Below are 25,453 nucleotides of genomic sequence, written 5' to 3'. Positions count from 1 at the left end.
CAAGGGAGAAATATATGGAAGAAATGCCCAAGAACTACGATCCGTCGACCAACGAGCCGGCGATCCTGCAGAAGTGGCTCGACGGCGGCTACTACAAGCGCCGTGAGGGCGTGGGCGACTGCACCGTCACCATTCCGCCTCCCAACGTGACCGGCAAGCTCCATATGGGTCACGCCACCGACGACTCCATCCAGGACGCCATCATCCGCATGGCCCGCATGCGCGGCAAGTCCACGCGCTGGGTACTCGGCACCGATCACGCCGGTATCGCCACACAGACCAAGGTTGACAAGAAACTCAAGAGCGAGGGCATCAGCCGCCTGGAGATCGGTCGCGACAAGTTTGTCGACGCCTGCTGGGACTGGACCCACGAGTACGGCGGCATCATCGTCGAGCAGATCAAGCGCATGGGCTGCTCCGTCGACTTCGATAACGAGCGCTTCACCATGGACGAGGACTACGCCCAGGCCGTGCGCAAGGTGTTTTGCGACTGGTACCACGACGGTCTGATCTACCGTGGCAAGCGCATCGTCAACTGGTGCCCCAACTGCACCACTGCCATCTCGGACGACGAGGCCGAGTACAAGGACGAGAAGGGCCACCTGTGGCACCTGCGCTACCCGCTGACCGAGCCGGTCAACGGCCAGGACTACATCGTCGTCGCCACCACGCGCCCCGAGACCATGCTCGGCGACACGGGCGTCGCCGTCTCCCCGAAGGACCCCGAGAAGGCCGCCTTTGTGGGTAAGACCGTCAAGCTCCCCATCGTCGACCGCGAGATCCCCATCTTTGAAGATTGGCATGTCGACGCCAACTTTGGCTCCGGCTTTGTCAAGGTCACCCCGGCCCACGACCCCAACGACTACGCCATGGGTCAGGCCCACGACCTGCCGCAGATCAATATCTTCGACGAGCACGCGGTGGTCGTCGAGGGCTATGGCGAGTTTACCGGCATGACCCGCGAGGAGTGCCGCGAGGCCGTCATTAAGTGGTTTGAGGAGCATGACCTGCTCGATCACGTCGAGGACCACGACCACTCCGTCATGCACTGCTACCGTTGCGACGCCGCGCTGGAGCCGTGGCTTTCCGAGCAGTGGTTTGTGGCCGTCGACAAGCTCAAGGGGCCGGCGCTCGACGCCGTCAACTCCGGCAAGGTCACCTTCCACCCCGCGCGCTGGACGCAGACCTACACCACCTGGATGGAGAACCTCAAGGACTGGTGCATCAGCCGCCAGCTGTGGTGGGGCCACCGCATCCCCGTGTTCTACTGCGAGGACTGCGGCTGGGAGGACGCCCTTACCGAGGACACCGACGTGTGCCCCAAGTGCGGCGGCCATCACGTGCACCAGGACGAGAACGTGCTGGACACCTGGTTCAGCTCGCAGCTGTGGACCTTTGCCACGCAGGGCTGGCCGCAAAAGCCGGAGCTACTCGAGGGCCATCACCCCACGACGGCGCTCGTCACCGCGCGCGACATCATCGCGCTGTGGGTCGCCCGCATGGTTATGAGCTCGCTGTACTTCCTGGACGAGGTGCCGTTTAAGGACGTCGTCATCTACCCGACGATTCTGGCCAAGGACGGCAGCCGCATGTCCAAGTCCAAGGGCAACGGCGTTGACCCCATGGACCTCATCGGTATGTACGGCGCCGACGCCATGCGTTACAACCTGCTGACGCTGTGCACCAACAACCAGGACGTCAAGTTTGACGCGAACATCGACAAGAAGACCAAGAAGCTCATCGACAGCCCGCGTACCGACCAGGCCAAGTCGTTTGTGACCAAGATCTGGAACGCCAGCCGCTTCCTGCTCATGAACATGGAGGGCTACACGCCCGGCGAGCCCGTCGTGGAGACGCCGGCCGACGCTTGGATGTTCAGCCGCCTGGCCAAGGCCGTCAAGATGGTCACCGAGGGCATCGAGAACTACACCTTTGGCGACATGGCTCGCGGCGTGCAGCAGTTCTTCTGGAATGAGGTCTGCGACTGGTACGTCGAGGTCACCAAGGCCCGCCTGAAGGGCGAGGGCCGTCTGCAGGCCCAACGCAACCTGATCTTTGTGCTCGACACCTCCATTCGCCTGATGCACCCGCTCATGCCGTTTGTCACCGAGGAGATCTGGGACAACATGCCGGCGAGCGTGCTCGACCTGGACGCCGAGGGCAACGTGAACCGCGCCGAGGCGCTCATGATCGCCAAGTGGCCCGAGCCCGCCGACTACGCCAAGTACGTCGACGAGTCCGCCGAGCGCGCGTTTGATCTGTGCCGCGCCGTCGTTTCCGCCGCACGCGCCACGCGTTCGCGTTATCGCTTGAGCCCCAAGGCCGAGCTCGACGTGGTCGTGCGCGCCGGTGCCGAGGATATCGAGAAGCTTGAGAGCCTTCGCTCGACCATTGAACCGCTGGCGAACACCGCCTCGCTGGTCATGGGCACCGACGTTGAGAAGCCGGCCGCGAGCATCGCCGTGGTCGACAGCGGCGTCGAGGTCTTTGTGGTGCTCGAGGGCAAGGTCGACCTTTCGGCCGAGAAGGCGCGCCTGGAGAAGGAGATTGCCGCGGCCCAGAAGGAGCTCGCCGGCTGTGAGAAGACGCTCGCCAATGAGGGCTTTGTGGCTAAGGCCGCGCCCGCGGTGGTCCAGAAGAAGAGGGACCGTGCAGCTGAGCTCAAGGAGATCCTGGCGGCGTTGAACTCGCAGGTTGCTGACTTCTCGTAGGCGGTACTGGGGGACGCGGTTTGGGGCTTTGCTCGCTACTGCGGACAGTCCTGCTCGCACGAAGGCCACATTAAGTGGCCTTCGGCTCGTGCGGAACTTGTATCGAGCAAAGCCCCAAACCGCTCCCATAGCGTTTACGTGGTTGTTTGCATCTGCCTGTTAGGGCCACTGGTTTGTGGCCTTGAGGTCGCTGCAAAGCGGTGTTTGGCTGATATTTTGAATGGGAGGGGCTCGTTGTTGCTTACGGGCCTCTTTTTATGTTGAGGGGACTTTGGCTATGGCAAAGCGTTCTGGGTTGTATACGGTGCCGTTTGAGGTTCCGGAGCTTGCTTTTGATGAGGCTGTTGCACTTGCGGCCGATACGGGCAAGATTGCGCGTTATTCCACGCCGCTGCTCGAGACCGTCGTCGAGATGCTCGATGAGCTTGGTCGTCCTGACGAGTTCTATGATTGTGTCCAGATAGCCGGTACCAATGGAAAGACCTCGACAACGCGATTCTCGGCTGCCATTCTTCGTGGTGAGGGCCTTAAGACGGCACTCTTTACTTCTCCTCATCTGGTGCGCTATCCCGAGCGTATGGAGATTGACGGAAAGGTCGTCTCAGACGAGGTCTTTGCCCATGGTGTCTCTGCGGCGTATGAGGCGGGTCGTCGTCTCAATGCGCGTCGTGAGGCGGCGGGTGAGGAGCTTCGTTCTATTACGCCCTTCGATCTTTTGTCCGTGGCCGGCTTGACTATGTTTGCCGAGGCTTGCGTGGACGTGGCCGTGCTTGAGGTTGGCATGGGCGGACGATGGGATGCTACGAGTGCGACCGATCCCGTGGCCGTCGCCATTACGGGCATTGGACTCGACCATATGAAGGTCCTTGGCGATACGCTCGAGGCAATTGCGGGGGAGAAAGCTGCTGTTATTAAGCCTGGGCGTTTGGTTGTTTTGGGCGAGGGTACCCATGAGGCGAGCGTTCAGCGCGTGATGGATGCCCGTTGCCGCGAATGCGGTGTGGTGCCGCTCGTGGTGAACTATGCCACAACAAAGGTTCCGGCACACGTTGGTGATACGGTGGAGTTTAGCTGCACCACGCCGCGCGCGATCTATACGTCGAGGATGGTTAAGCCGGCGTATCAGCCGCAGAATGCCGCGTGCGCGATTATGCTGTGCGAGGGCTATCTGGGTCGCGAGCTCGACCATGATGCGCTCGACGTTTCTCTTATGGGCTGCCCCACGCCGGGTCGCTTTGATGTGCTGGGAACCGATCCGCTCAAACTGATCGACGCTTGCCATAACCCCCAGAGCTGCGAGAACTTTGTGAGCGCACTGGACGAGATCGATCCGTGCGTAGAGAATCGCCCCACGCTGCTATGCGCCGCGCTGGCCGATAAGGACGTGGCAGGCATCGTCGACGTGCTTGTTCCGGCCTTCCCCCGCGTGGTCGTGACCCAGACCGATTCCGACCGCGCCCTGCCGGCAGAGGAGCTCGCTGCCCTGGTGGAGGCGGATAAGCTCGCTGGCGTGTACCCCAGCGTGTCCGAGGCCCTCGCGGCCCTCGATGCCGCCGGCGAGTCCTTCGTAGCAGCCGGCACCATCACCCTAGCCGGCGAAGTGGCCGGCTTGCTCCGTTAACCCATACCCCCTCATCAGTTGCGGTGAAATAGTTCCTGTTTTTGGGCTCTAGCAGCCCATCCAGGAACTATTCCACCGCAACTTAGTTTGGGGGCTTGGGGACCAGGCTAGTCTAGGCGGACGGGATCGTGGGGGTATGCGTTGAGAATCTCGACGCCGGACTCGGTAACTAGGGCCAAGTCCTCGATGCGGACGCCGGTGCGGCCGGGGAGGTAGATGCCCGGCTCGATGGAGAACGTCATGCCTGGCTCGATAACCTGTTCGTTGACCAGCGAGACGTCGCCCGGCTCATGGTCCTGAAGACCGATCGAGTGGCCCAGGCGATGCGTAAAGTACCGCCCATAGCCCGCGTCTTCAATCACATCGCGCGCGGCGCGGTCCAGGTCGCACATGCGCACACCCGGTGCGATGAGTGCCTCGGCGGCCTCGTTGGCGCGGCGCACGATGTCGTAGATGCGCGCCGTCTCCTCGTCCGGATCGCCCCAAAAGAACGTGCGCGTCATGTCCGAGCAGTAGTTGCGACGACGCCCGCCAATGTCGAACAGCACCACGTCGCCGCGCTTGAGCACGGTGTCGTCGGGCTCGTGGTGCGGGTCGCCGGCGTTAGCACCAAAGCTCACGATGGGCGGAAAGCTAAAGCCCTCGCAGCCGTGCTTGCGATACAGGCCGAGCATCTGGTCGGCAATTTCGCGTTCCGTCACGCCCTCGTGAACGAGCTTGATAGCGTCGGCCATCACGGCGTCGTTAGCGGCCGAGGACGCGCGCATGAGCTCCTGTTCGGCGTCATCCTTGTGGGTGCGCGCGGCGGTGACGGCAAAGTCGCCCAGGAAAAACTCGCTGGCTGCGTGGCGCTCCATGAGTGGCATCAAAAAGCCGGAACGCATGACGGTGTCGATGCCGAGCGGTTTGTTCGGATCGACCTCGCGAGCGATGGCGTCGGCCACGACGTCGGTATCGGTGTGGTAGGCAACGCGCGCATTGTCATACTCGGGCAGCTGATGCAGCGCGTTGACCAGGGTCACGGGCTCGCTACCGCGTGCGAGCAGCGCGCCGCAAAAACGCTCGAACATATCGGCATAAAAACCGGTCAGATAGTAGATCGACCAAGGGTCATTTATGAGCAACTGCGCACCGGGGTGCTGAGCCTCGAGCGCATCGAGCACGCGCGCCACGCGCTGGTCATCGACATGTGCCATGAAACATCCTTTCGCTTGGTTGCCACCATGGTATCCCCAATGCCAGGGTAGTCAATTTGGGACGGGGCTATTTTAGCTGCGTCAAACTTGCGGGCTAATAGGTAAAAGTAGCCATAAGAGGCCCGTCCCAAATGGGCTGGTTTCAAAAGTATGGCGGATTACGGGGCTGGACCTGTATTACTTGACCATGGCAAAAATCGCGAAATTAAAACCGCATATAGATGGCTTGTCAAAAATTGAAAATGGCCGGTATGGATGGGGGTCTCCGAATCGGTCCCGTAATCCGGCATAGTTTTGAAATGGCACTAAAGTAGGCACAAGCTGAATACCGATCCCAAGGATAGTTGCGGTGGAATAGTTCCTGGATGCCGGGGTTTTGGCGGAAATCAGGAACTATTTCACCGCAATTGAGGAGGGGTGGGATGGATGGCAGCGTAACTAAAAGCCCCGTTCTAAATGAGCTGCTTAGGCTGGGTCGATGTCCATGCTGGCGATTAGGTTGATGTTGGTGTTGAGGAGGTCGGGGAGGACGACGTCGCCCATGCGGATGGGGGCTTTGACGATTAGGCCTCGGATGAGGTCCATGGCTTGGGCGTGGAGGGTCAGCGGGATGGCTTCGGATGTGCGCACGGGGAGCAGGGCTTCGTCGCCGCCGGAGACGGCCACGGTGGTGGTGAGCACGCGCATGGGGCAGGTGAGCTCCTGATGCGCGAACTTATCGCCGCGCGGGCAGTTGTTGCCGGTTACGGAGCGCACTTCTACCACGGCGCCGTCTTCGTCACGCTCTACCTCTACGGTCAGGAGGCACTCAGATGGGCAGGTTGTGCAGTTGAACTGCAACGTTTCGATCGCGTTTATGCTCATGGTCTTACGCCTCCTCGATGGGATCGACGGACAGGACAATTTCGCTAGCACCTAGGTCGAGTGCGCGCTGAATCACCTTTGGCGGCAGCGGGAGGCTCTCCATGACGCTCGGTTTAAACGGGCGGACCTTGCCTGTAAGTAGTTCCTCGTCGCCTGCTAGAATACGCACGCGGGCGGCATCGACCGGTCGGCGCACACGGAAGTTGAGTCTGGTGAGTGTCACAGTCGTAATGCGTCCCGGCAGCGCGTAGCCCGCGATGCCGGCAGGGGAGACCGTGAGCTCCCAGTCCGGAACGGTGCCCGCGCCGGTCCCCAGCGCGTACGCCGCTGCAGCTGCGCCAGCCCTCTCGGACTCGGTCGTTACGTTGTCGGCCAGGTCGTGCACGTGCAGCACGTTGCCGCAGGCAAAGATGCCCGGCACGCCCGTTTGCAGGCTCTGGTCCACCACGGCGCCGCGCGTTCGCGGGTCAAGCTCTACGCCAGCGGCAACCGAAAGCTCGTTCTCGGGAATCAAGCCCACCGAAAGCAGCAGTGTGTCGCACGGAACGATGCGCTCGGTCCCCGGAATGGGCGCCAGGCGCTCGTCGACTTGGCTTACCTCGACGGCTTCCACGCGGTCGTGCCCGATCACGCGTGTGACGGTGGTGGACAGGTGCAGCGGAATGCCAAAGTCGTTCAGGCAGTTCTTCACATTGCGGCGCAGGCCGTTAGCGTACGGCATGAGCTCGTACACGCCCTCGACCGAAATCCCCTCGAGCGTGCAGCGGCGCGCCATGATAAGCCCGATGTCGCCTGAGCCCAAGATGACGGCACGCGAGCCGGGTTTGAGGTTTTCGATATTGATGTATCGCTGCGCCAGGCCGGCCGTAAACACGCCGGCGGGACGACTGCCGGGAATCTTGATCTCGCTGCGCGTGCGCTCGCGACAACCCATGGCAAGGATGACCGCGCGCCCGGTGAGCTGCAGCATACCGGAGGGATTCATGAGCGTGACGGTATGGACCGCGTTGTCTTCCGTAGGCTCGCCCGAATCAATCCCAATCACCATGCAGTCCAGGAACAGCGTAATGTCGGTTGCGCGCACCTGGTCGATAAAGCGCTGTGCGTATTCGGGACCGGTGAGTTCCTGTTTAAAGTGCGACAGGCCAAAGCCGGGGTGGATGCACTGGCGGAGGATGCCGCCCAGGTGCTGCTCGCGCTCCACGATGGCCACGCGTGCGCCGGCCTTATGCGCGGCCAGCGCGGCCGCCATGCCTGCAGGCCCGCCGCCGATAACGACCACGTCGAAGGCTTGCGTTTGTACGGCTTCTACGACGCCGCAATCAATCGCACTCGATTTGAACTCCTCCATCCTAGCGCACCCCCTTCAAAGGTCCCTCGACCAACCAGGAGCCGGCGTCCTCCAGTAATACCTCGCTAGGGTTGCAGCCCAACTCGCGCGTCAGAATCGCCACCACGCGGCTCTGGCAAAAGCCGCTCTGACACCGGCCCATACCGGCACGGCAGCGGCGCTTGACGCCCTCGACCGAAACCGCGCCCGGCTGGCGTCGGATCGCGGCCACGATCTCGGCTTCGGGCACCGTCTCGCAGCGGCAGACAATCTGGCCCCACGCGGGATCGGACTCGATCAGCTCCTCCTTGCGCGCCAGTGGTGCGCGGTCAAAGTCGTCCGGCGCGCGGCGAATTGGGTTCCAGTCATCCCGTTCGCGCAAAACCACACCCGCGTCGCGCATAACCTGCTCCATGCGCTCGGCAATGGCCGGCGCGCTCGCCACGCCCGGCGACTGAATGCCTGCCGCCTGGAACAGTCCCGGCACCACGGCCGACTGCCCAATAAAGAAGTCGTTCGTTCCCTGAATGACCGGACGCCCGCCGGCAAATGCGCGCACCACGCGGCGCGTATCCAGATCGGGCACCAGCTTGCGCGCGCCGGTCAGCAGCGCGTTAACGTCGCCGGCGTAGGTCTGCGTGTCGCCCGGATCGCGCACGGCGGCGGTCGCGGTGATCACCGTGTTGCCGTGGACGGTGCCTGTAACGATGACGCCCTTGGAAACCGGCGTGGGAACGGGGTAGAGCGGCATGAGCGCACGTGGCTCCTTGTCCAGCACCACGATGTTGCCCTGGCGCCAGACCATCTGGAACTCCTCGGCGCCCGCCATATGCGAGATGTTTGCGGCGCCGTTGCCCGCGGCATTAATCAAATAGCGGCAACGCACATCACCGGTCGGTGTCACCAGCGTAAAGCGAGCGGTCCCGTCACCGCTCCCGTCGCCAGCGCCGGGAGCTACCTCGATCGCTTCCACCGATGCGGAGCGCATAAACGTCACCCCGTTGGCCACGGCGTTCTCCAGCGCGGCGATGGCAACCTCAAACGGGTCGACAAACCCAGTCGAGGGGCACCACAACGCGCACGTTGCATCGGCACTGGCGCGCGGCTCTAATTCGTGGATGCGGTCGGGTCCGACGATCGACAGCTCGGGCACGCCGTTGATATGGCCGTTGCACTGCAGCTGCTCCAGATGCGTGCGGTCCTCGTCGTTAAAGCCCAGCACCATCGACCCGGTGCGGCAGAACAGAAAGCCCAGCTCCTGCGCCCACGCACCGTACAACTCGCAACCACGAGCGTTGACCTGCGCCTTTACCGTGCCCGGCGCCGGATCGTAGCCAGCGTGCACCAGGCCACCGTTGGCCTTCGAGGCGCCCAGCGCGATGTCGTTGGCCGCCTCGATCACGCAAATGGTAAGGTCAAATCTCGCGAGCTGACGCGCGATGGCGCATCCGGTGATGCCCGCGCCGACAATCGCGATATCAAACGTTTCTGCCACGGTGCCTCCAAGACAAGTTGACAGGCTGTCAATAAGACCATCCTACGGTCTGCGTGCCCTCGGCGCGGCGGCAATGCGGCGAACAGCCCCGCAACACCCGCCAACGGCAGGCGCGGGCCGGCCCAGCACGGATGCTGGCCACGTTAGACCGCGAGATCTTCCCACCAAACATCGCGGTCGTCGCCGTTACCTGTTACAGATTGAGATGCTGCGTCCACAGGCGCACGTTCATCTCGATTTGTAACGATAGGCGGGGAATTGCGGTCCTACGTGTTACAGATCGAGACGGTAGCCCGTCGGGTTACTCGTATGTCTCGATCTGTAACAGCTGGCAGGGTTTTTGGTTCCTTTCTGTTACAGGTCGAGACAATCTTTCCGACGGATTCTGGTTGTCTCGATCTGTGACAGTAAGAACTGTTTTTGGGTTCTAGATGTTACAGATTGAGATTTAAGTCGGGGAGAGACTGGTTTGTCTAAATCTGTAACATCTGGGACTGTTTTTGCCGAGTATCTGTTACAGATTGAGATGTTTGTGTCCGCGCCAGCCCCGTACCCAACCGTAGTCCCATATAAACAAACCCCGTGGTAAACTTGACCGGATTGTAAATATTCCGAAAGGTACACCTCAATGTCCAAGTACATCTCCGAGCTCATGTCGCCGCAGCTTATGGGCGTCATCTATGCCTTTGTTGGCTTTATCGTCGCCCTGTACGTGCTGTCGGTCGTCTATGTGTTCATCGACGCTCGTCGCCGCGGCGCCAGCGCCTACGTGGCATGGGGCATCATCGCCCTCATCCCGTTTGTGGGCCTCATCGCCTATCTGGTTCTGCGTCCGCACTCCTACGCGGCCGACCGCGAGGAGCAGGAGCTGGACATGGCCCTGCGCGAGCGCCAGCTTGCCCAGTACGGCACCTGCCCGCAGTGCGGCGCTCCCATCGAGAAGGACTTTGTCGTCTGCCCCGTGTGCGACACCCAGGTTCGCAACGTGTGCCCCAGCTGCCATCGCCCGCTCGACGCGCACTGGAAGGTCTGCCCCTACTGCCGAACTCGCATTCAGTAACGCATCCATCGCCGGGCCGGCCGCAAGCCACGGGCGCCGCGCGTCACGCGCAAGCCGCACGCGCGCCCCGCAGTCCCGCCCCCACACGATGAAGCATGCGTAGAAAATCGCCCGCCGTGCCATTAAGGTGCGGCGGGCGCTTGTATACCAAGGCAACCTGCCTATAATGATGCAAGTCAAAAACGCCGAGCGCATCGCACGCACTTGCATCAGGCATCCGAGAGGAGAAAACATACCCATGAAGGCACTCTACAATGACGGTTCGGTGGCCGAGCTCCCCCAGGACGAGGTCACGCACGTCATCCGCCACTCTGCCGCGCACATCATGGCGCAGGCCATCAAGCGCCTGTACCCCGAGGCCGACTTCGCCTACGGCCCCGCGACCGACAACGGCTTTTACTACGACGTCGACCTGCCCGAGGGCGTTAAGATCAGCGAGGACGACTTCCCCGCGATCGAGGCCGAGATGAAGAAGATCGTCAAGGAGAACCTCAAGTTCACCGTGCACGAGAAGCCCCGCGCCGAGGCCATCGCACTTATGGAGGAGCGCGGCGAGAAGTACAAGGTCGAACACATCGGCGACCTGGACGACGACGCCCGCATCACCTTCTACCAGCAGGGCGACTACATCGACATGTGCGTCGGCCCCCACATCTGCTACACCAAGGCCCTTAAGGCCTTTAAGCTCACCGGCGTCTCGGGCGCCTACTGGAAGGGCGACAAGGACAACAAGATGCTCACCCGCATCAACGGTGTCGCCTTTGCCACCAAGGAAGAGCTCGACGAGCACATGCACATGCTGGAGGAGGCCAAGAAGCGCGACCACCGCAAGATCGGCCGTGAGATGGACCTCTTCATGATGCGCGACGAGGCCCCTGGCTTCCCGTTCTTCCTGCCCAACGGCATGATCCTTAAGAACACGCTGCTGGACTACTGGCGCGAGATTCACCACAAGGCCGGCTACGTGGAGATCTCCACGCCGCTCATCATGAACAAGCAGCTGTGGAAGACCTCGGGCCACTGGGACCACTACAAGGACAACATGTACTCCACCGTCATCGACGACGAAGAGTACTGCATTAAGCCCATGAACTGCCCGGGTGGCGTGCTGGTGTACGCCTCCAAGCCGCACTCCTATCGCGAGCTGCCCATTCGCGCTGGCGAGATTGGCCTGGTGCACCGCCACGAGCTGCGCGGCGCCCTGCACGGCCTGTTCCGCGTGCGCTGCTTTAACCAGGACGACGCCCACCTGTTTGTGCGTCCCGACCAGCTGACCGACGAGATCGTGGGTGTGGTCAACCTCATCGACTCCGTGTACCAGAAGTTTGGCTTTAAGTACCACGTTGAGCTTTCCACCCGCCCCGAGGACTCCATGGGTTCGGACGAGGACTGGGCTCGCGCCGAGGAGGGCCTGCGCACCGCTCTGGAGAAGCTGGGCATGGACTACGAGGTCAACGAGGGCGACGGTGCCTTCTACGGCCCCAAGATCGACTTCCACCTGGAGGACTCGCTCGGTCGTACCTGGCAGTGCGGCACCGTCCAGCTCGACTTCCAGATGCCGCTCAACTTTGACCTGGAGTACGTGGACGCCGACGGCACCAAGAAGCGCCCCATCATGCTGCACCGCGTGTGCTTTGGCTCCATCGAGCGCTTCATCGGTATTCTGATTGAGCACTTTGCGGGCAAGTTCCCCACCTGGCTGGCCCCCGTGCAGGTCAAGGCGCTTCCCGTCTCTGAGAAGAGCCGCGACTACGCCCACGAGGTGTGCGCCAAGCTGGAGGAGGCCGGCATCCGCGTGGTCTGCGACGACCGCGACGAGAAGATCGGCTACAAGATCCGCGAGGCCCGCAGCATCGACCGCGTGCCCTACATGCTTATCCTTGGCGAGAAGGAGGTCGAGGCCGGCAACATCTCCGTCCGCGATCGCTCCAATGAGACCGTTCAGATGAGCGTTGACGAGTTTGTTGCCAAGGTGACCGAGGAGATTAAGACTCGCGCCTAAGGAAAGCTTCACAACAATTTACAAAGGCGACCGTCCACATAGGGCGGTCGCCTTTTTCATGCCGAATTAAGAAAAGCCGCTGGTTGAGCGGCTTTTTTTGTTGCACAAAAAGGTACAGGTTTTTATAGGGGCTATGGAGATATACCTACTAGCAGTACATTTTGCGTAATCTGGGCAAACGCTGATTAATTGCTCGTATAATGTCGTCTATCGAAAGATACAAAAACCTGTACTTTTGCGAATGTGCCTAGCTGTGAGCGAGAAGCCTGTTCTAAACGCCCCTGCATTTGCGTGTATCGCAAAGCCAAAAGAGGGGGCGAGAACATGGAACAGACGGCACGGCGCCAAGAGCAGCTGCCGGGCGCATTTAATGGCGCCACCACCAACAGCCAGCACGGCCGTGTTCACTGGTATCTGGTCCACACCCCCAATGGAAAAGAGCGCGAGACCTGCGAAAATGTCCGCCGCATTATCCCGCACGAGCTGATGCAGGACGCTTTTGTAATGCAAAAGGAGTTCTGGTTTAAGCGGGACGGCGCATGGTCGCTCCAAACCAAACCCATGTACAAGGAATATTTCTTCGTCGCCACGGACGATGCCGCTTCGCTCGATAGGGCTTTGGCCCAGTTGAGCTTTGGCTGTCGCATCGCCGGCAGTAGGGAGCGGGCGTACATGCCCATGCCGGACGATGCACAGGACTGGTACCGCAGCGTGCTGGACGACGAAGACGTGGTGCGCAACAGCGTTGCGCGCATAGAAGACGGCGTGTTGCACATAGAGCAGGGTCCTTTGGTGGGGCAAGAGGCCCGCGTTAAAAAGATCGACCGTCATAAACGCTGGTGCCTGGTAGACGTGGGCGAGGGTGACTCCACTTTTAGGGAGCTGCTTGCGCTGGACGTTCCCAGCAAAACGTAAGGGAGACGTTGCACCAGCTGTTCGTTGGTTTTTTTGAATTCATCGATTGAGGGATCCTCGGGGAACGGGGGCGGAAGTTTGACTGTGGCTGCTAAAGAAGTAACAGAGAGTAATGCGCCCGTGGGGGCGACGCTGATTGCTCAGGCAATGGACCGGCGTGTGGGCGCCGGTCGCTACAGGGCCATGCAATCCATCATGGACTGGGATCGCTCGCGCCTGGCCTATAGGGCCGTGAAGCGCGCCTTCGACATCGTGTTCAGCGGTTGCGTGCTGGCCGTCATCGCCGTACCCAGCCTTGTGCTCGCCGCAGCTATTCGTCTGGAGAGCGAGGGCAACCCCTTCTACAGTCAGATCCGCGTTGGTCAGACCCGCCCCGACGGCAGCCTGTCCACTTTCCGCATGTGGAAGTTCCGAAGCATGTACAAGGACGCCGACGAGCGCCTGGTGGAGCTCAAGGAACAGAACGAGATCGCCGGCGCCATGTTCAAGATGAAGGAGGACCCGCGCGTCACCAGGATCGGCAGGTTCATCCGCAAGCACTCCATCGATGAGTTCCCGCAGTTCCTGAATGTGTTCCTGGGCCAGATGTCCGTCGTGGGGCCAAGGCCGCCGCTACCGAACGAGGTGGCGGAGTACACCGAGTACGACCTGCAGCGCCTGGCAGTGAAGCCTGGCATCACCGGCTGGTGGCAGGTGACCGATCGCAACGACACCGACTTCGACGGGATGGTCCGCCGTGATTTGGAGTACATCGCCAAGCGCGGCCTCATCACGGACTTGAAGATTGTTCTCCTCACGGTCGTTGAGGTCTTTACCGGTGGAGGTGCTTGCTAAATGACTGAACCGGTTAGGGTGGCTCAGGTTGTTGGCAAGATGGTTGGCGGCGGTGTTGAGGCTGTCGTCATGAATTACTACCGCCATATTGATCACAGCAAAGTACAGTTTGACTTTCTTGTCGATTCCGATTCGACGCTTGTTCCCCGTGACGAGATTGAATCGCTCGGCGGCAGGGTTTTCGAGATTCCGCCCTACCAACATGTTGTCAAATACCAGCGAGAGCTTCAGCGCCTCTATAAACAAGAGGGCTGGAATATTGTGCACAGTCACATCAACGCGCTTTCTGTCTTTCCGCTTCGTGCTGCAAAGAAGGCGGGCGTACCTGTGCGTATAGCCCACAGCCACTCTACGAGCGGTAAGGGCGAGTTTGCTAAAAACGTTGTCAAAGGCTTTTTGAAGCTTTTCTCAACAAGGTATCCGACTAATTTGGCCGCCTGCACCGAGCATGCTGGAAAATGGCTATTCGGCTCATCCCGTTTTACTGTTTTTAATAATGCTATCGATCTGAACGTCTTTTCTTTCAATAGATCGATTAGGGATGAGCGACGTACTGAGCTTGGAGCGAAGGACGATACGCTGGTATTGGGAAATATCGGTAGGTTCATCTCCCAGAAGAATCAGTTGTTTTTGCTTGATGTTTTCAAGGCGGTGCATGCTCAGAATCCCGACTCCATTCTTGTTATTTGTGGCGATGGAAAGCTGCGACCGCAGGCGGAGGAAAAAGCGTGCTCACTGGGCATTGCCTCGGCGGTGCATTTTCTCGGCCAAATGTCTGATGTACAGGACATCTATCAGGCGCTTGATTTATTCGTACTCCCCAGTCTGTACGAGGGTCTCGGAATGGTCGCGATTGAGGCTCAGGCTTCCGGCCTCCCGTGCATCTGCTCTGAGAGGGTCCCCAACGAGGTTGCGTTATCTAGTCGGTGCAGCTTTGTTCCGTTGAGCACGGGCGTCAAGGGCTGGTCCGACGCGATTCTTGCCGCTCACAGGGATGTTGTTGATCGCTCCGACCCTCATACATCTCGGGCGTTTGAATCTTATGACATCTTTAAAGCAGCGCCCAAGCTTGAAAAGTACTACCTGAAGCTATCAAAGACGGTGAATTAATGAAAATTTGTATTTTAACGTGGCTGCATAATCAAAATTTCGGCACGCTGCTTCAGGCTTATGCCCTGCAGCGCTTTTTGAAGTTCGAAGGGCATGACGTTGTTGACGCTGACTATCTTCCCAGCGTCAAAGAAAAGCTTTTGAACTGGGCTATCAACCGGAACTCCTTTGATTTGTTTGCCGGTAAGGCACACGAGCTGCTCAATCGTAAGAAGGAGCACGACGACTTCGGCTCCTCGACGGCTGACGTTTTCAGTCGCTTTTTGAGTCAGAATATCGAGACCACTGACAGGATTACCGATACAGACGGGCTGGTCGGTTTGCGGGGTAAATACGATGCGTATGTCTGTGGATCGGATCAGATTTGGTCGCCTTATCTTTTGAACAGGAATTTCTATCTCTCCTTTTTGGGCGACAGTGATAAGCGAATCGCGTATGCGCCCAGCTTCGGTGTCACTAGTACCACACAGAGGAAGAAAAAGATCATTACCGATCTGATTAAAACGTTCAGCTCCGTGTCTGTTCGTGAAGATGCAGGTGCGGATTTCGTCGAATCCCTCGGTCTCGTTCGCCCTTCACAAGTTGTGGACCCTGTCCTGCTCCTGTCGAAAGAGGACTGGGCCCCGCTCATCAACGGTAAATGTCCTGAGCCCGGAAAAATCGTCTGCTATTTCCTTGGGAATAGGCCGTTTTACAGGAAAGCTGTCGATTCGATTTCAAAAGAGCTCGGCTGCGAGGTCGTGACGCTTGTCGGTTCAGGTAAAAATGCTGTCGACGAGCAGCTCAATCCGCGTTACGGGCTTGGTCCCGATGAATGGCTCGCGTATCTGGCGAGCGCGCGGTTCGTGTTAACCGATTCGCTGCACGGTACGCTGTTTTCTCAAATTTTCCGCAAAGACTATTACTGCTTCAAGAGATTTGAGGAGACCGACAAACGCTCTCAAAACTCTCGAGTTGAGAGCCTCTCGAGGCTCTCGAATACCGAGGATCGTCTGCTAGATGGCTATGACAGCCACATGAACGCTACGGAAATCGAGGGCTATGAGAAGCGACTGTCCAACGTGGAGTCGCTCATCACGTTTTCGAAAAAATGGCTCTTGGATGCTCTTGAGCAATAGGGGGAAGTTAGCTTGAGCAAGAACATCGACACAGTTTCTCACCGGGCCTGCTTTGGTTGCGGAGCTTGCGCGGCCAAATGCCCTTTTTCCGCTATTACTATGCGTACCTCGCCCGATGGTTTCGAATACCCCGTGGTGGACGCAGCGAGATGCACCTCCTGCGGTCTTTGCCTGCGTACCTGTCCGGCGGAAAACCAAGTCGACGCGGACTCGGAGACCATTCGCGCCGCTGTCTTGCAGAGCGATGACCCGGGCGAGCTCGCGCAAAGTTCGTCCGGCGGTGTCTTCTCCCTTCTTGCGAAACGGATACTTTCGGACGGCGGGCGCGTTTACGGCGCCGCCTGGGATGGCGTCGATCACGTCAGGCATATCGGTATATCCGAGCTTGCCGATATCGCGCTCCTGCAAAAGTCCAAATATGTCCAGAGCGATGCTAGCGAATCGTATCCCGAAGTGCTCAGCGATCTCAAATCCGGCAAGCATGTACTGTTTAGCGGTACTCCTTGCCAGGTTTCGGCACTGCGTCTCTATTTGGATAAACCGATGGATGGGCTGACAACCGTCAGCGTTGTTTGCCACGGTGTACCAAGCTCTTCCATGTTCCGTTCCTATGTTGACTGGCTCGAGCTTCGTGAGAAGTCCGATGTCACCGCACTGACTTTTAGAGATAAATCGAAATTCGGTTGGGGCCATAACATAAAGATTGAGTTGTCCGACGGCAGGATTATAAAGAGGCCCGCCGCATTCGACCCGTTTTATGGGTCCTATATCAAAGGCATGATCAGCAGATCGTCTTGCTATAGTTGTCCCTTCAGAGGGTGCGAAAGCCCCGCTGACCTTATTCTCGGTGATTCCTGGCGTTCTGATTCCGCCAAAGACTGCGCACATCCTGAGAAGGGCATCTCAGCCGTTATCGTGAAGACCGAGCGCGGTGCCAAGCTGATTGATGAGATAGGCGATTGCGCTGCCTATTCTAACAACGACGTTGCAGCGAATGACGTGCTCCTGCATGAAGACCCTAATAAGCGCTCAGGCCTTGAAGAGAGGCGCGATGCGGTCATCGCTCAGTACGAGGCACTGGGGTCGGGGATCTTTGATTCCGTCTTGGTTCCCAAAGTGACCCTTTTCGACCGTGTGAAAAAAATGCTTCCGCCTTCGATGCGGTTGAGCGTAAAACGTTTGGTCCGATCCATTAAACCTGGGAACGCACATGAGTAGCCTTACCACAGCGATTACGATTTGCGACCGTCCCCATATCGGGGGCGGAGCTTCAAAAATCGCAATTGAGACAGCTTCGGCATTGGCAAAGATGGGGCTTAACAGCTATTTCTTCTCAGCGCTGGGAGATCCCGATCCGGCTTTGGTCGAATCGGGAGTCATATGCGTTAATTGCGGGCAGGGCGATGTTTTGAACGGTGGCGTCTCTGGTGCTGTCCAGGGCATCTGGAACCGACGATCGGAAACGGCGCTGGATGATTTGCTCAAGCAGCTTGACCCAGAAACGGCGGTCGTTCATGTGCATTCTTGGACGCACTCCCTTTCTCCCTCTATATTCAGGGCAATAGGGCGACGGGGCTTCAAATGTCTCATTACCGCCCATGAGTACTTCCTTGTTTGCTCTAACGGCGGGCTCTACGACTATGTGAATCATTGTAACTGCGGAATCGCCCCCGGTTCTCCGAAGTGCCTGCTGCACAACTGTGACAAGCGCTCGTATGCCCAAAAATTGTACCGGTCCGTTCGTTTTTCCGTGCAGAACCATGTTTTAGGCTCGCTTCGCCCGGCGGTCGCCTTTGTCTCCGACTCCAGCCGTCGGTTGATCGAACCTCATCTAGCGTGGAATTCTGAACGGTATGACTGCTTAAACTATGTTGATGCGGCTAAGTCTCAAGATGATTCCGAAGGAGATTCTTCGGCATACCTATTTGTCGGCCGTTTAAGTCCAGAGAAAGGCTGTGACTTGTTTTGCGAAGCGGTCTGTCGGGCGGGCGTGAATGCGATCGTCATTGGCGACGGTACCGAATTGAAGAGGTTGTCGGATAGCTATCCAGATATCAGATTCATGGGTTCCTTGCCTCATGATGAAGTTCTTTCCGTCATGAGGCAATCTCGCGCTATCGTCATGCCTTCTGTTTGTCGAGAGACGTTCGGGCTCGTCGCTTATGAAGCAATGATTGCCGCCGGCCTGCCGTGTATTGTTTCGGATGTCGGCGATGCGGCCTCCTTTGTTATGTCAAAAGGTCTCGGCGAGATCTTCAGCGCAGGTAGTGTGGAGTCGCTATCTGACGCAATGGTCAATATGCTCGATTCTGATGTTTACTCGCGTTACAGGGAGGCAGTTGAGAAGGCGGACTTCAGCTGCCTCGAAAAGACCGCGTATGTAGAACGTCTTATTGGTATTTACGATCAACTAATGGTTGAGCTTTAATTGGATGAAGGTTTTTAATGGTTACGGTTGTGATGTCAGTTTACAACGGCACGCGATATCTTACTGAGCAGCTAGATAGCTTAAGACTCCAGACAGTGTCTCCGGACCGAGTACTAATCGCGGATGATTGCTCGACGGATGGCTCGTTCGATCTTATTTGCAGATACATCGAGAAATACAGTCTCAGTAATTGGACCCTCAGCAGAAACTGTTCGAATTTCGGCTGGCGCAAAAGTTTCAAGGCACTTCTCGACCTTGCGTCTAAAAACGACTGTATCGTATTTCCGTGTGATCAGGACGATATCTGGGATTCGGATAAAATCGCTGTGATGTCCTCGATTCTCCAGAAGGATCCTTCGATTGACGTCCTATGCTGTGCCGTCGAGCCGTTTTATGAAGATGGCGGTAAAAAAGTAAGAGTATATGGTGCAGTTGATAATGCCAAATCTGTTGATGATTTGGATGCTCCGTCTTTTGACGAAAAGTTTATGGCAGTACGTCGACCTGGATGCTCATATGCTGTTAAATCGAACTTTATTAGAGAAATCTTGCCATATTGGCAGGATGATTTTGCGCATGACGGAATGCTGTGGCGATTCTCTTTGTTGAAGGGAACCCTCAGGCTCTTGAATCGGCCCTTGATTCGATTCCGTAGACATGACTCTAATGCAACCGAGATGCGTTACCTTGATAAGAGATCTCGTATTGGTGAGATAGAGATGTGTCTGAGGTTTTCTAATGCTTTAGAAGAATACTGCAGTAGCAATCCTGGTGATTATCGTGGTTCTTCTACACATATAGAACATTACCGTTCTATTTTGGATGCCCGTATGCACTTGCTTGAAGGCGGTCTAAAAATTAGCGATCTAGGCATCATTTTAAAATATCGTGAGTATGAACTGTCAAATTGTTCCCTGCTTGGTGATTTAAAGGCCTTAATCAGTTCCGGTGACAGTAAGTAGGCGTTTAGAATGCTTGAGCTCTTAACTAACGAATTCACTATTTTGATTTTCGCCGCAATCCTAAGCGTTATTTCTCCTGTTAAAGGGTTATTTTTTATAGTTCTAGGATTGCTCGTTTTCAAAGAAGTTCTTTCTGGGCGTCTTTATAAAGTTCTTTTAGATAACGCCATTCCTGTTGCCGTGTCGGGCGCGATAATTTTCTTTTCTGCCATTGCGTTTGCGTCCCGAAGCATGGATGAATCCCTCCTTACGGTCTGCTCGTACTTCTTCTGTATTCTTCTTGGTTTTATTTACGGTAAAGAAAAGAACGATGGCTGGGTTGGGGCTGCATTGCTCATGCTTCGCAATATAACCGTGTTCGCCTGCCTATTTAGCTTTGTCCTTGAAATTGTTTTAGGTCAACGATTAGTTACAAATGGTTCTTTTTCTTTTCTGCAAACTATAACGATTGATAATCCATCTCTGTATCGACTGCGTAGTTTTTTCGGACATGCAATCGTATTTGGTCAAATGATAGTTATTGCGGTGGTAATCAACTTTAAATTGGAGACAAGCAAAATGAAACGTCTCTTATACTCTGTGGTTCTTTTGGTCGCTCTGCTTCTGACAAAGAGCCGTAGCGCTTGGATCATTCTCACGGCTTCAGCATTGGTGTACCTGGTTTTTCGCCTAAAGAATCCTGAGTATTCTAAATGGAATTTAATTGCCCTTTTAACCCCAGCTGTATTGCTGCTCGTTTTCATGCTTTACAAGTCTGGTCTGTTTAACTTTGTTGGTTCACGATTTGGTGAACTTGAAACTGATGTGTCATATAGCCAGCGCTCTGGAGCGATTTCCTACATTATTCATAGCTTCCTAAGCAGACCGCTGTTTTGGCTTACTGGAAATGGTTATGGCAGTAGTCGCATAACCATGTTGGACACCACAGTTGAAATCAGTGGTTTTTCAACGGTAGACAACGGTTTCCTTGCAATGCTGTATGAATATGGTTTTCTTGGAATTTGTAGTTTTGCATCCTTGCTGATTTCCGCTGGCATCAGTTCGTTCAAGTCAGATTGTGAACTTGATCAAGTGCTTTTTTCCGTTTCCTGTATATGCTGTGCGGAGTTCATGTTTTACTGCGAGCTTGGTTGGTGGGTGCCAACGGTGATCTTGTTCGCTACCTGTGGACTCGCCCTGGGCAGAGCGAGTGCTCGGCATTCAAATTTGTATGAGTCAGGGCCTATTTTGATTTCTGAATAAATCAAGGTTGATAGTTTAATCAAACGAGGTCAAATGAATTATTCGTCTATTGCACGCAACACTATGATTGCGTTTGCTGCACAGTTTATTTCTCTATCGGTCAGTGTCGTCATGTCGCTGCTCGTGCCGAAAATCGTCGGTGTTGCCGATTATGGTTATTGGCAGCTGTTCATGTTCTATACGACCTATTCTGGCTTTTTCCACCTTGGCCTGAACGATGGTGTCTACCTGATCAACGGCGGTCTCTCTCGTGAGGAAATCGATAAGAGCTCGATCAAATCTCAATATATCTTCGGTGCTTGTTTTCAAGCAGTGATTTGCCTCGGCATCACTTTGGCTTCTCTGCCTCTTGTCGATGATGCAAATCGATTTTTTGTTGTCGCGTCATTTGCGCTTTACACCGTCGTCTATAACCTGACAAGTTATTTGGGCTTTGTCTTTCAGGCCATGAATGAAACTAAGCTCTTTTCGTTCTCCACAATGCTAGACAGGCTGGTGTTCCTGGTCCCTCTCCTTGTTCTAATTGGATTTAAGGTTTCGGATTACCACCCCTATGTCTATGCGTATCTCGTCTCGAAGATTATCGCGCTCATATATTGTTCCTGGATGGGCAAAGATATCCTGCGCGTTAAATCGATGTCTTTTGGCAATGCACTTAAGGATGGTACCCGCAGCATCGTCGTTGGCGTAAAGCTGATGATTGCGAATATCGCCGACACACTGATCCTCGGCGTATCCAGGTTTCTTATCGATCATTTTTGGGGTATTGTCGCCTTTGCAAAAATTTCGTTCTCCCTTTCTCTGGTGAATTTCTTCATCACTTTCGTCTCGCAGGCGAGCATGGTCTTATTTCCTGCCCTTAGGACAGGCTCTGATGATGAGAGGGTTCGTTTTTACATTGGCATAAGAAATTCTATCGAGCTTATCTTCCCTGCGATCTACTTACTCTATTTCCCTATGGTTTGGTTTTTGGGGGCATGGCTTCCTCAATATTCCGAAAGCTTTAGATATTTTGCGCTCTTACTCCCGATATGCGTCTTTAATACAAAGATGAGCCTTTGTTGTACTACCTATTTCAAGGTTCTTCGTAAAGAACAGCTGCTCCTGAAGTTGAATATCGTTGCCGTTATTTGCAGCACCGTCTTTTCGGTATTCGGTGTTCTCGCTCTCGATTCACTCGATGCTGTCCTGTGTGGCGCTGTAATCTGCATTATCGGAAGGTCGCTGTGGTCCGAACTATATTTAAATGAAAGGTTAAGTGCTGCGGGTTCGTCCAGGCCGTTCCAGGAGATTTTGCTTACAGTTGCCTTCGTCTTATTTACCGAGCTCATGCCCGGTGGAGTGGCGGCACTCCTGTATTCGATAGTTTATATTGGCTATCTTTTACTTAATCATTCTGAATTGAAAAACGTCGCCTCGCGTTTGAGCAGGCTTAAGCATTAGTAAATGTCATTCAATTAGATTGGATTAGGATATGAAAGGCATCATCCTCGCCGGCGGGTCCGGCACCCGCCTGTACCCGCTCACGCTCGTGACCTCCAAGCAGCTGCTGCCGGTCTACGACAAGCCCATGATCTACTACCCGCTGTCCACCCTCATGCTGGCGGGCATCCGGGACATCCTGGTCATCTCCACGCCTACCGACCTGCCCAACTTCGAGCGCCTGCTCGGGGACGGCTCGCGCTACGGCGTCAACCTGTCCTACGCCGAGCAGCCGAGCCCCGACGGCCTGGCGCAGGCATTCACCATCGGCGAGGAGTTCATCGCCGGCGAGCCTTGCGCGCTGGTGCTCGGCGACAACATCTTCTACGGCAACGGCCTCAGCCGCCACCTGAAGAAGGCCGTCGAGAACGCGCAGTCGGGCCGCGCCACGGTCTTCGGCTACCACGTGGACGACCCCGAGCGCTTCGGCGTCGTGGAGTTCGACGGCGAGGGCAGGGCCGTCTCCATCGAGGAGAAGCCCGAGCGCCCCAAGAGCTCCTACGCCGTCACCGGCCTGTACTTCTACCCGGGCGACGTGGCCGCCAAGGCGCATGAGGTGAGGCCCTCGGCCCGCGGCGAGCTGGAGATCACCACGCTCAACCAGATGTACCTGGAGGAGGGGACGCTGTCCGTGGTCACCCTCGGCCGCGGCTACGCGTGGCTGGACACCGGCACCATGGAGAGCCTGCACGAGGCCGCGGAGTTCGTCCGCGCCGTGGAGCACTCCCAGGACCTGCCGGTCTCGGTCCCCGAGGAGATCGCCTGGGAGAACGGCTGGATCACGACCGCCGAGCTGGAGGAGGCCGCCAAGGCCTACGGCAAGTCGGTCTACGGCCGGCACCTGAAGAAGGTCGCCGCCGGCGAGATCGTCAACAGCCCGCGCGAGTACTAGGAGATACCCCTCATGTCTGAGATTTTCGAACCCAAGAACATCATCGTCACGGGCGGCTGCGGCTTCATCGGCAGCAACTTCGTGCACTACGTCGTGAACAACCACCCGGACGTCCACGTCACCGTCCTGGACAAGCTGACCTACGCCGGCAACCCCGAGAACATCGCGGGGCTGCCCGCGGGCCGCGTGGAGCTCGTCGTGGGCGACATCTGCGACGCGGGGCTGCTCGACAGGATCGTCCCGGGCCACGACGCGATCGTGCACTACGCCGCCGAGAGCCACAACGACAACTCCATCGCCGACCCCGAGCCGTTCCTACGCACCAACGTGGAGGGCACCTTCCGCCTGCTGGAGGCCGTCCGCAAATACGGCGTCCGCTACCACCATGTCTCCACCGACGAGGTCTACGGCGACCTGGCGCTCGACGACCCGGCGAAGTTCACCGAGGAGACGCCGTACCACCCGAGCAGCCCGTACTCGAGTGTTAGCGTCAATCTATTTTTCACCAGTTTCGCTAAACAGGCGCACCGTTCGCGCAAAGGCGGTTTCACCGGTTGCGCTAACGCTTTTTCACCGATTCCGGTCACGGCTTGACGGGGCCGTCCCTCGGCAGGTCCTTCAGCCTGTAGGACCTGCCGGTTATCTTGACCAGGTGGCAGTGGTGGCACACCCTGTCCGCGATCGCGCTCGCCGCCACGTCGTCCCCGAACACCCTGCCCCAGCCGCTGATCCCCACGTTGGTGGTGATGATCGTCGAGCGCTGCTCGTAGCGCGTCGATATCAGCTGGAACAGCAGGTCCGCGCCCGCGCTGCCGACGTCGAGGTAGCCGAGCTCGTCGATGATCAGCAGCCTCGAGTGGGCGTAGTACTTGAGCCTCTTCTTGAGGATGCCGCGCGACGAGGCGTCCTCCAGGTCCTCGACGAGCCGGGCGCAGTCCACGAACCTGACCTCGCGCCCTGCCCTGACGGCCTCGATGCCCAGCGCGACGGCGAGGTGCGTCTTGCCCACGCCGGGGCTCCCCACGAGCAGGACGTTCTCGGCCCGCTCGACGAACCTCAGGGTCGCGAGCTCCTCGATCTCGGCGCGCGGGACCGACGGCTGGAAGTCCCAGTCGAAGTCCGCCAGCCCCTTGACGTAGGGGAACCCCGACGACCGTATGCGCTGGTTGGTGATCCTGACCTCCCGCGCGGCGACCTCGACGCGCGTCATCTCCTCGAGGGCGGAGGCGAAGCCCCGCTCGCCCGCGGCGACCATCCTCACGTAGTCGGGCAGGGACGCCGCCATCTCGTGCAGCCCGAGCGCGGAGAGGTTCGCCTGCGCCCTGATCGAGGGGCTGCCCTCCGCGACGGCGCCCATCACGCCCCTCCGAGCGAGTCGAGCAGCGCGAGGTTGGCGCGCGCGGCCTCGGCGATGTCAGCGTCGGCCAGGCCCCGCTTCCCCTCGAGGGCCTGCCCATAGTGGTCGGGGTCGTAGTTGATGGGCCTCGACGGCCCGGACGCGGCGTCGTGGACGGCGACCTCCTCGCCGGCCATCCTCACCACGACCTGGCCGCCGGGCATCGCCACGACGCTCACGCGCCGGCCGATGCAGCGCCTGGGCACGGACCACTCCCTGCCGGCGGCCCTGACGAGCATGGTCGGCGGGACGGTCTGGACGCTCACGTCGCCCACCATCGACTCGAGGAGACGGAGGTTCCCGATGGGCCGCAGGCTCTCCTTCTCCCGCATGAACAGCGCGTCGGGCGGCAGGCCGGTGGTGCGGTTCGGCTCCGAGTTTGCCTGGGCCTCGACCCGGGCCACCGCCTCGGCGAGGCCGCCCCACCCGGTGAACTCGCCGCCGTAGGCGAGCAGGCGGTTCAGGAAGCGGTTGGCCGACTCGTCCTTGCCCTTGGTCTGCGGCGAGCGCGGCGCGCAGAGCCTGAGCTCGAAGCCGGCCTCCCGCGCGAACCGCCACGCCCTCTCCTGCCTGGTCCTCCTGCGGCCAGAGACGGTCACCAGGCACGACATGTTGTCCGTGATGCACTCCTCCGGGACGCCGCCGAGGCGGGTGAAGGTGGCGAGCAGGTGTTAGCGTCAATATAATTTTCACCATTTCCACCAACGCATTTTCGCCAATCGCGCCAACGCGGATACGCCGGATTCGCCAACGCGGATGTGCCGCTTTCGGCGCCTAGGCGCCCTCCTCCTTCCC

General features: G+C 57.9%; 20 protein-coding genes and 1 pseudogene. 15 read left to right on the top strand and 6 right to left on the bottom strand.

What is annotated here, in order from left to right; translation table 11 throughout:
* Positions 1-14: 14 nt before the first annotated feature.
* Positions 15-2,711 (top strand): valine--tRNA ligase, encoded by a 2,697-nt coding sequence (locus AAAX72_RS00105; RefSeq protein WP_349128448.1) that lies wholly within the window; start codon positions 15-17, stop codon positions 2,709-2,711.
* Between the two features lie 277 nt (positions 2,712-2,988).
* Positions 2,989-4,332, top strand: a complete 1,344-nt coding sequence (locus tag AAAX72_RS00100) for a bifunctional folylpolyglutamate synthase/dihydrofolate synthase (RefSeq protein ID WP_349128447.1) — start codon at positions 2,989-2,991, stop codon at positions 4,330-4,332.
* A gap of 107 nt (positions 4,333-4,439) precedes the next feature.
* Here AAAX72_RS00100 and AAAX72_RS00095 read toward each other — a convergent pair whose 3' ends face one another.
* The 4 genes from AAAX72_RS00095 to AAAX72_RS00080 form a co-directional block, all read right to left on the bottom strand.
* Positions 4,440-5,528: an aminopeptidase P family protein gene (locus AAAX72_RS00095; protein WP_349128446.1), complete on the bottom strand. Its 1,089-nt coding sequence runs from the start codon at positions 5,526-5,528 to the stop codon at positions 4,440-4,442.
* Positions 5,529-5,993: 465 nt separating this feature from the next.
* Positions 5,994-6,392 (bottom strand): DUF1667 domain-containing protein, encoded by a 399-nt coding sequence (locus tag AAAX72_RS00090; RefSeq protein ID WP_349128445.1) that lies wholly within the window; start codon positions 6,390-6,392, stop codon positions 5,994-5,996.
* Between the two features lie 4 nt (positions 6,393-6,396).
* Positions 6,397-7,743, bottom strand: a complete 1,347-nt coding sequence (locus AAAX72_RS00085; RefSeq protein ID WP_349128444.1) for an FAD-dependent oxidoreductase — start codon at positions 7,741-7,743, stop codon at positions 6,397-6,399.
* A 1-nt stretch (position 7,744) separates the two neighbouring features.
* Positions 7,745-9,217 carry an NAD(P)/FAD-dependent oxidoreductase gene (locus AAAX72_RS00080; RefSeq protein ID WP_349128443.1) on the bottom strand — a complete coding sequence of 491 codons (1,473 nt, stop codon included), beginning with the start codon at positions 9,215-9,217 and terminating at the stop codon, positions 7,745-7,747.
* A 628-nt stretch (positions 9,218-9,845) separates the two neighbouring features.
* Between AAAX72_RS00080 and AAAX72_RS00075 the strand changes: the two genes are divergently transcribed.
* The 13 genes and pseudogenes from AAAX72_RS00075 to AAAX72_RS00015 all read left to right on the top strand — a co-directional run.
* The gene (locus tag AAAX72_RS00075; protein ID WP_349128442.1) at positions 9,846-10,277 is read left to right on the top strand and encodes a zinc ribbon domain-containing protein; all 432 of its coding nucleotides are present in this window, start codon (positions 9,846-9,848) and stop codon (positions 10,275-10,277) included.
* 238 nt (positions 10,278-10,515) lie between these two features.
* On the top strand, positions 10,516-12,279 hold the full coding sequence (thrS, locus tag AAAX72_RS00070) for a threonine--tRNA ligase (protein ID WP_349128441.1): 1,764 nt from the start codon (positions 10,516-10,518) through the stop codon (positions 12,277-12,279).
* Positions 12,280-12,603: 324 nt separating this feature from the next.
* Entirely contained in the window at positions 12,604-13,194 is a 591-nt protein-coding gene (locus AAAX72_RS00065; protein WP_349128440.1) for a hypothetical protein, read from the top strand.
* A gap of 120 nt (positions 13,195-13,314) precedes the next feature.
* Positions 13,315-14,028, top strand: a complete 714-nt coding sequence (locus AAAX72_RS00060; protein WP_349128439.1) for a sugar transferase — start codon at positions 13,315-13,317, stop codon at positions 14,026-14,028.
* A complete protein-coding gene (locus AAAX72_RS00055) occupies positions 14,029-15,138 on the top strand; it encodes a glycosyltransferase family 1 protein (protein ID WP_195363918.1) in 1,110 nt (369 codons plus the stop codon). It begins immediately after the preceding gene.
* Complete coding sequence (locus AAAX72_RS00050; protein ID WP_349128438.1) at positions 15,138-16,256, top strand: polysaccharide pyruvyl transferase family protein; 1,119 nt, start codon at positions 15,138-15,140, stop codon at positions 16,254-16,256. Before AAAX72_RS00055 ends, AAAX72_RS00050 begins: the two co-directional genes overlap by 1 nt.
* A 12-nt stretch (positions 16,257-16,268) precedes the next feature.
* A complete protein-coding gene (locus AAAX72_RS00045) occupies positions 16,269-17,474 on the top strand; it encodes a Coenzyme F420 hydrogenase/dehydrogenase, beta subunit C-terminal domain (RefSeq protein ID WP_349128436.1) in 1,206 nt (401 codons plus the stop codon).
* Complete coding sequence (locus AAAX72_RS00040) at positions 17,467-18,684, top strand: glycosyltransferase (protein WP_195363920.1); 1,218 nt, start codon at positions 17,467-17,469, stop codon at positions 18,682-18,684. Before AAAX72_RS00045 ends, AAAX72_RS00040 begins: the two co-directional genes overlap by 8 nt.
* 17 nt (positions 18,685-18,701) lie before the next feature.
* Positions 18,702-19,646 (top strand): glycosyltransferase, encoded by a 945-nt coding sequence (locus tag AAAX72_RS00035; protein WP_349128434.1) that lies wholly within the window; start codon positions 18,702-18,704, stop codon positions 19,644-19,646.
* Between the two features lie 9 nt (positions 19,647-19,655).
* The gene (locus AAAX72_RS00030; protein ID WP_195363922.1) at positions 19,656-20,888 is read left to right on the top strand and encodes an O-antigen ligase family protein; all 1,233 of its coding nucleotides are present in this window, start codon (positions 19,656-19,658) and stop codon (positions 20,886-20,888) included.
* A 33-nt stretch (positions 20,889-20,921) separates the two neighbouring features.
* The gene (locus AAAX72_RS00025) at positions 20,922-22,331 is read left to right on the top strand and encodes a hypothetical protein (RefSeq protein ID WP_161159893.1); all 1,410 of its coding nucleotides are present in this window, start codon (positions 20,922-20,924) and stop codon (positions 22,329-22,331) included.
* A 31-nt stretch (positions 22,332-22,362) separates the two neighbouring features.
* A complete protein-coding gene (gene rfbA / locus AAAX72_RS00020) occupies positions 22,363-23,262 on the top strand; it encodes a glucose-1-phosphate thymidylyltransferase RfbA (protein WP_349128431.1) in 900 nt (299 codons plus the stop codon).
* Between the two features lie 12 nt (positions 23,263-23,274).
* A pseudogene (locus AAAX72_RS00015) lies at positions 23,275-23,745 on the top strand (GDP-mannose 4,6-dehydratase); the annotation flags it as partial.
* A 100-nt stretch (positions 23,746-23,845) separates the two neighbouring features.
* On the opposite strand, the gene istB reads toward AAAX72_RS00015, so the two are convergent.
* Both istB and AAAX72_RS00005 read right to left on the bottom strand, forming a co-directional pair.
* Positions 23,846-24,619, bottom strand: coding sequence for an IS21-like element helper ATPase IstB (gene istB / locus AAAX72_RS00010; protein WP_117821545.1), 774 nt, complete (start codon positions 24,617-24,619; stop codon positions 23,846-23,848).
* Positions 24,619-25,269: a hypothetical protein gene (locus AAAX72_RS00005; protein ID WP_349128429.1), complete on the bottom strand. Its 651-nt coding sequence runs from the start codon at positions 25,267-25,269 to the stop codon at positions 24,619-24,621. The genes istB and AAAX72_RS00005 overlap by 1 nt, the downstream gene beginning before the upstream one ends.
* Between the last annotated feature and the right edge of the window lie 184 nt (positions 25,270-25,453).

Source organism: Collinsella sp. CLA-ER-H8, assembly GCF_040092335.1.
Taxonomy (GTDB): Bacteria; Actinomycetota; Coriobacteriia; order Coriobacteriales; family Coriobacteriaceae; genus Collinsella.
This window is presented reverse-complemented; position numbering and strand designations above follow the sequence as displayed.

What these genes read in the sequence shown, in the direction of transcription:
- AAAX72_RS00105 (WP_349128448.1), top strand. Translation starts at nt 15, where the DNA reads ATGGAAGAAATGCCCAAGAACTACGATCCGTCGACCAACGAGCCGGCG.
- AAAX72_RS00100 (WP_349128447.1), top strand. Translation starts at nt 2,989, where the DNA reads ATGGCAAAGCGTTCTGGGTTGTATACGGTGCCGTTTGAGGTTCCGGAG.
- AAAX72_RS00095 (WP_349128446.1), bottom strand. Translation starts at nt 5,528, where the DNA reads ATGGCACATGTCGATGACCAGCGCGTGGCGCGCGTGCTCGATGCGCTC.
- AAAX72_RS00090 (WP_349128445.1), bottom strand. Translation starts at nt 6,392, where the DNA reads ATGAGCATAAACGCGATCGAAACGTTGCAGTTCAACTGCACAACCTGC.
- AAAX72_RS00085 (WP_349128444.1), bottom strand. Translation starts at nt 7,743, where the DNA reads ATGGAGGAGTTCAAATCGAGTGCGATTGATTGCGGCGTCGTAGAAGCC.
- AAAX72_RS00075 (WP_349128442.1), top strand. Translation starts at nt 9,846, where the DNA reads ATGTCCAAGTACATCTCCGAGCTCATGTCGCCGCAGCTTATGGGCGTC.
- thrS (WP_349128441.1), top strand. Translation starts at nt 10,516, where the DNA reads ATGAAGGCACTCTACAATGACGGTTCGGTGGCCGAGCTCCCCCAGGAC.
- AAAX72_RS00065 (WP_349128440.1), top strand. Translation starts at nt 12,604, where the DNA reads ATGGAACAGACGGCACGGCGCCAAGAGCAGCTGCCGGGCGCATTTAAT.
- AAAX72_RS00055 (WP_195363918.1), top strand. Translation starts at nt 14,029, where the DNA reads ATGACTGAACCGGTTAGGGTGGCTCAGGTTGTTGGCAAGATGGTTGGC.
- AAAX72_RS00050 (WP_349128438.1), top strand. Translation starts at nt 15,138, where the DNA reads ATGAAAATTTGTATTTTAACGTGGCTGCATAATCAAAATTTCGGCACG.
- AAAX72_RS00040 (WP_195363920.1), top strand. Translation starts at nt 17,467, where the DNA reads ATGAGTAGCCTTACCACAGCGATTACGATTTGCGACCGTCCCCATATC.
- AAAX72_RS00035 (WP_349128434.1), top strand. Translation starts at nt 18,702, where the DNA reads ATGGTTACGGTTGTGATGTCAGTTTACAACGGCACGCGATATCTTACT.
- AAAX72_RS00030 (WP_195363922.1), top strand. Translation starts at nt 19,656, where the DNA reads ATGCTTGAGCTCTTAACTAACGAATTCACTATTTTGATTTTCGCCGCA.
- AAAX72_RS00025 (WP_161159893.1), top strand. Translation starts at nt 20,922, where the DNA reads ATGAATTATTCGTCTATTGCACGCAACACTATGATTGCGTTTGCTGCA.
- rfbA (WP_349128431.1), top strand. Translation starts at nt 22,363, where the DNA reads ATGAAAGGCATCATCCTCGCCGGCGGGTCCGGCACCCGCCTGTACCCG.
- istB (WP_117821545.1), bottom strand. Translation starts at nt 24,619, where the DNA reads ATGGGCGCCGTCGCGGAGGGCAGCCCCTCGATCAGGGCGCAGGCGAAC.
- AAAX72_RS00005 (WP_349128429.1), bottom strand. Translation starts at nt 25,269, where the DNA reads ATGTCGTGCCTGGTGACCGTCTCTGGCCGCAGGAGGACCAGGCAGGAG.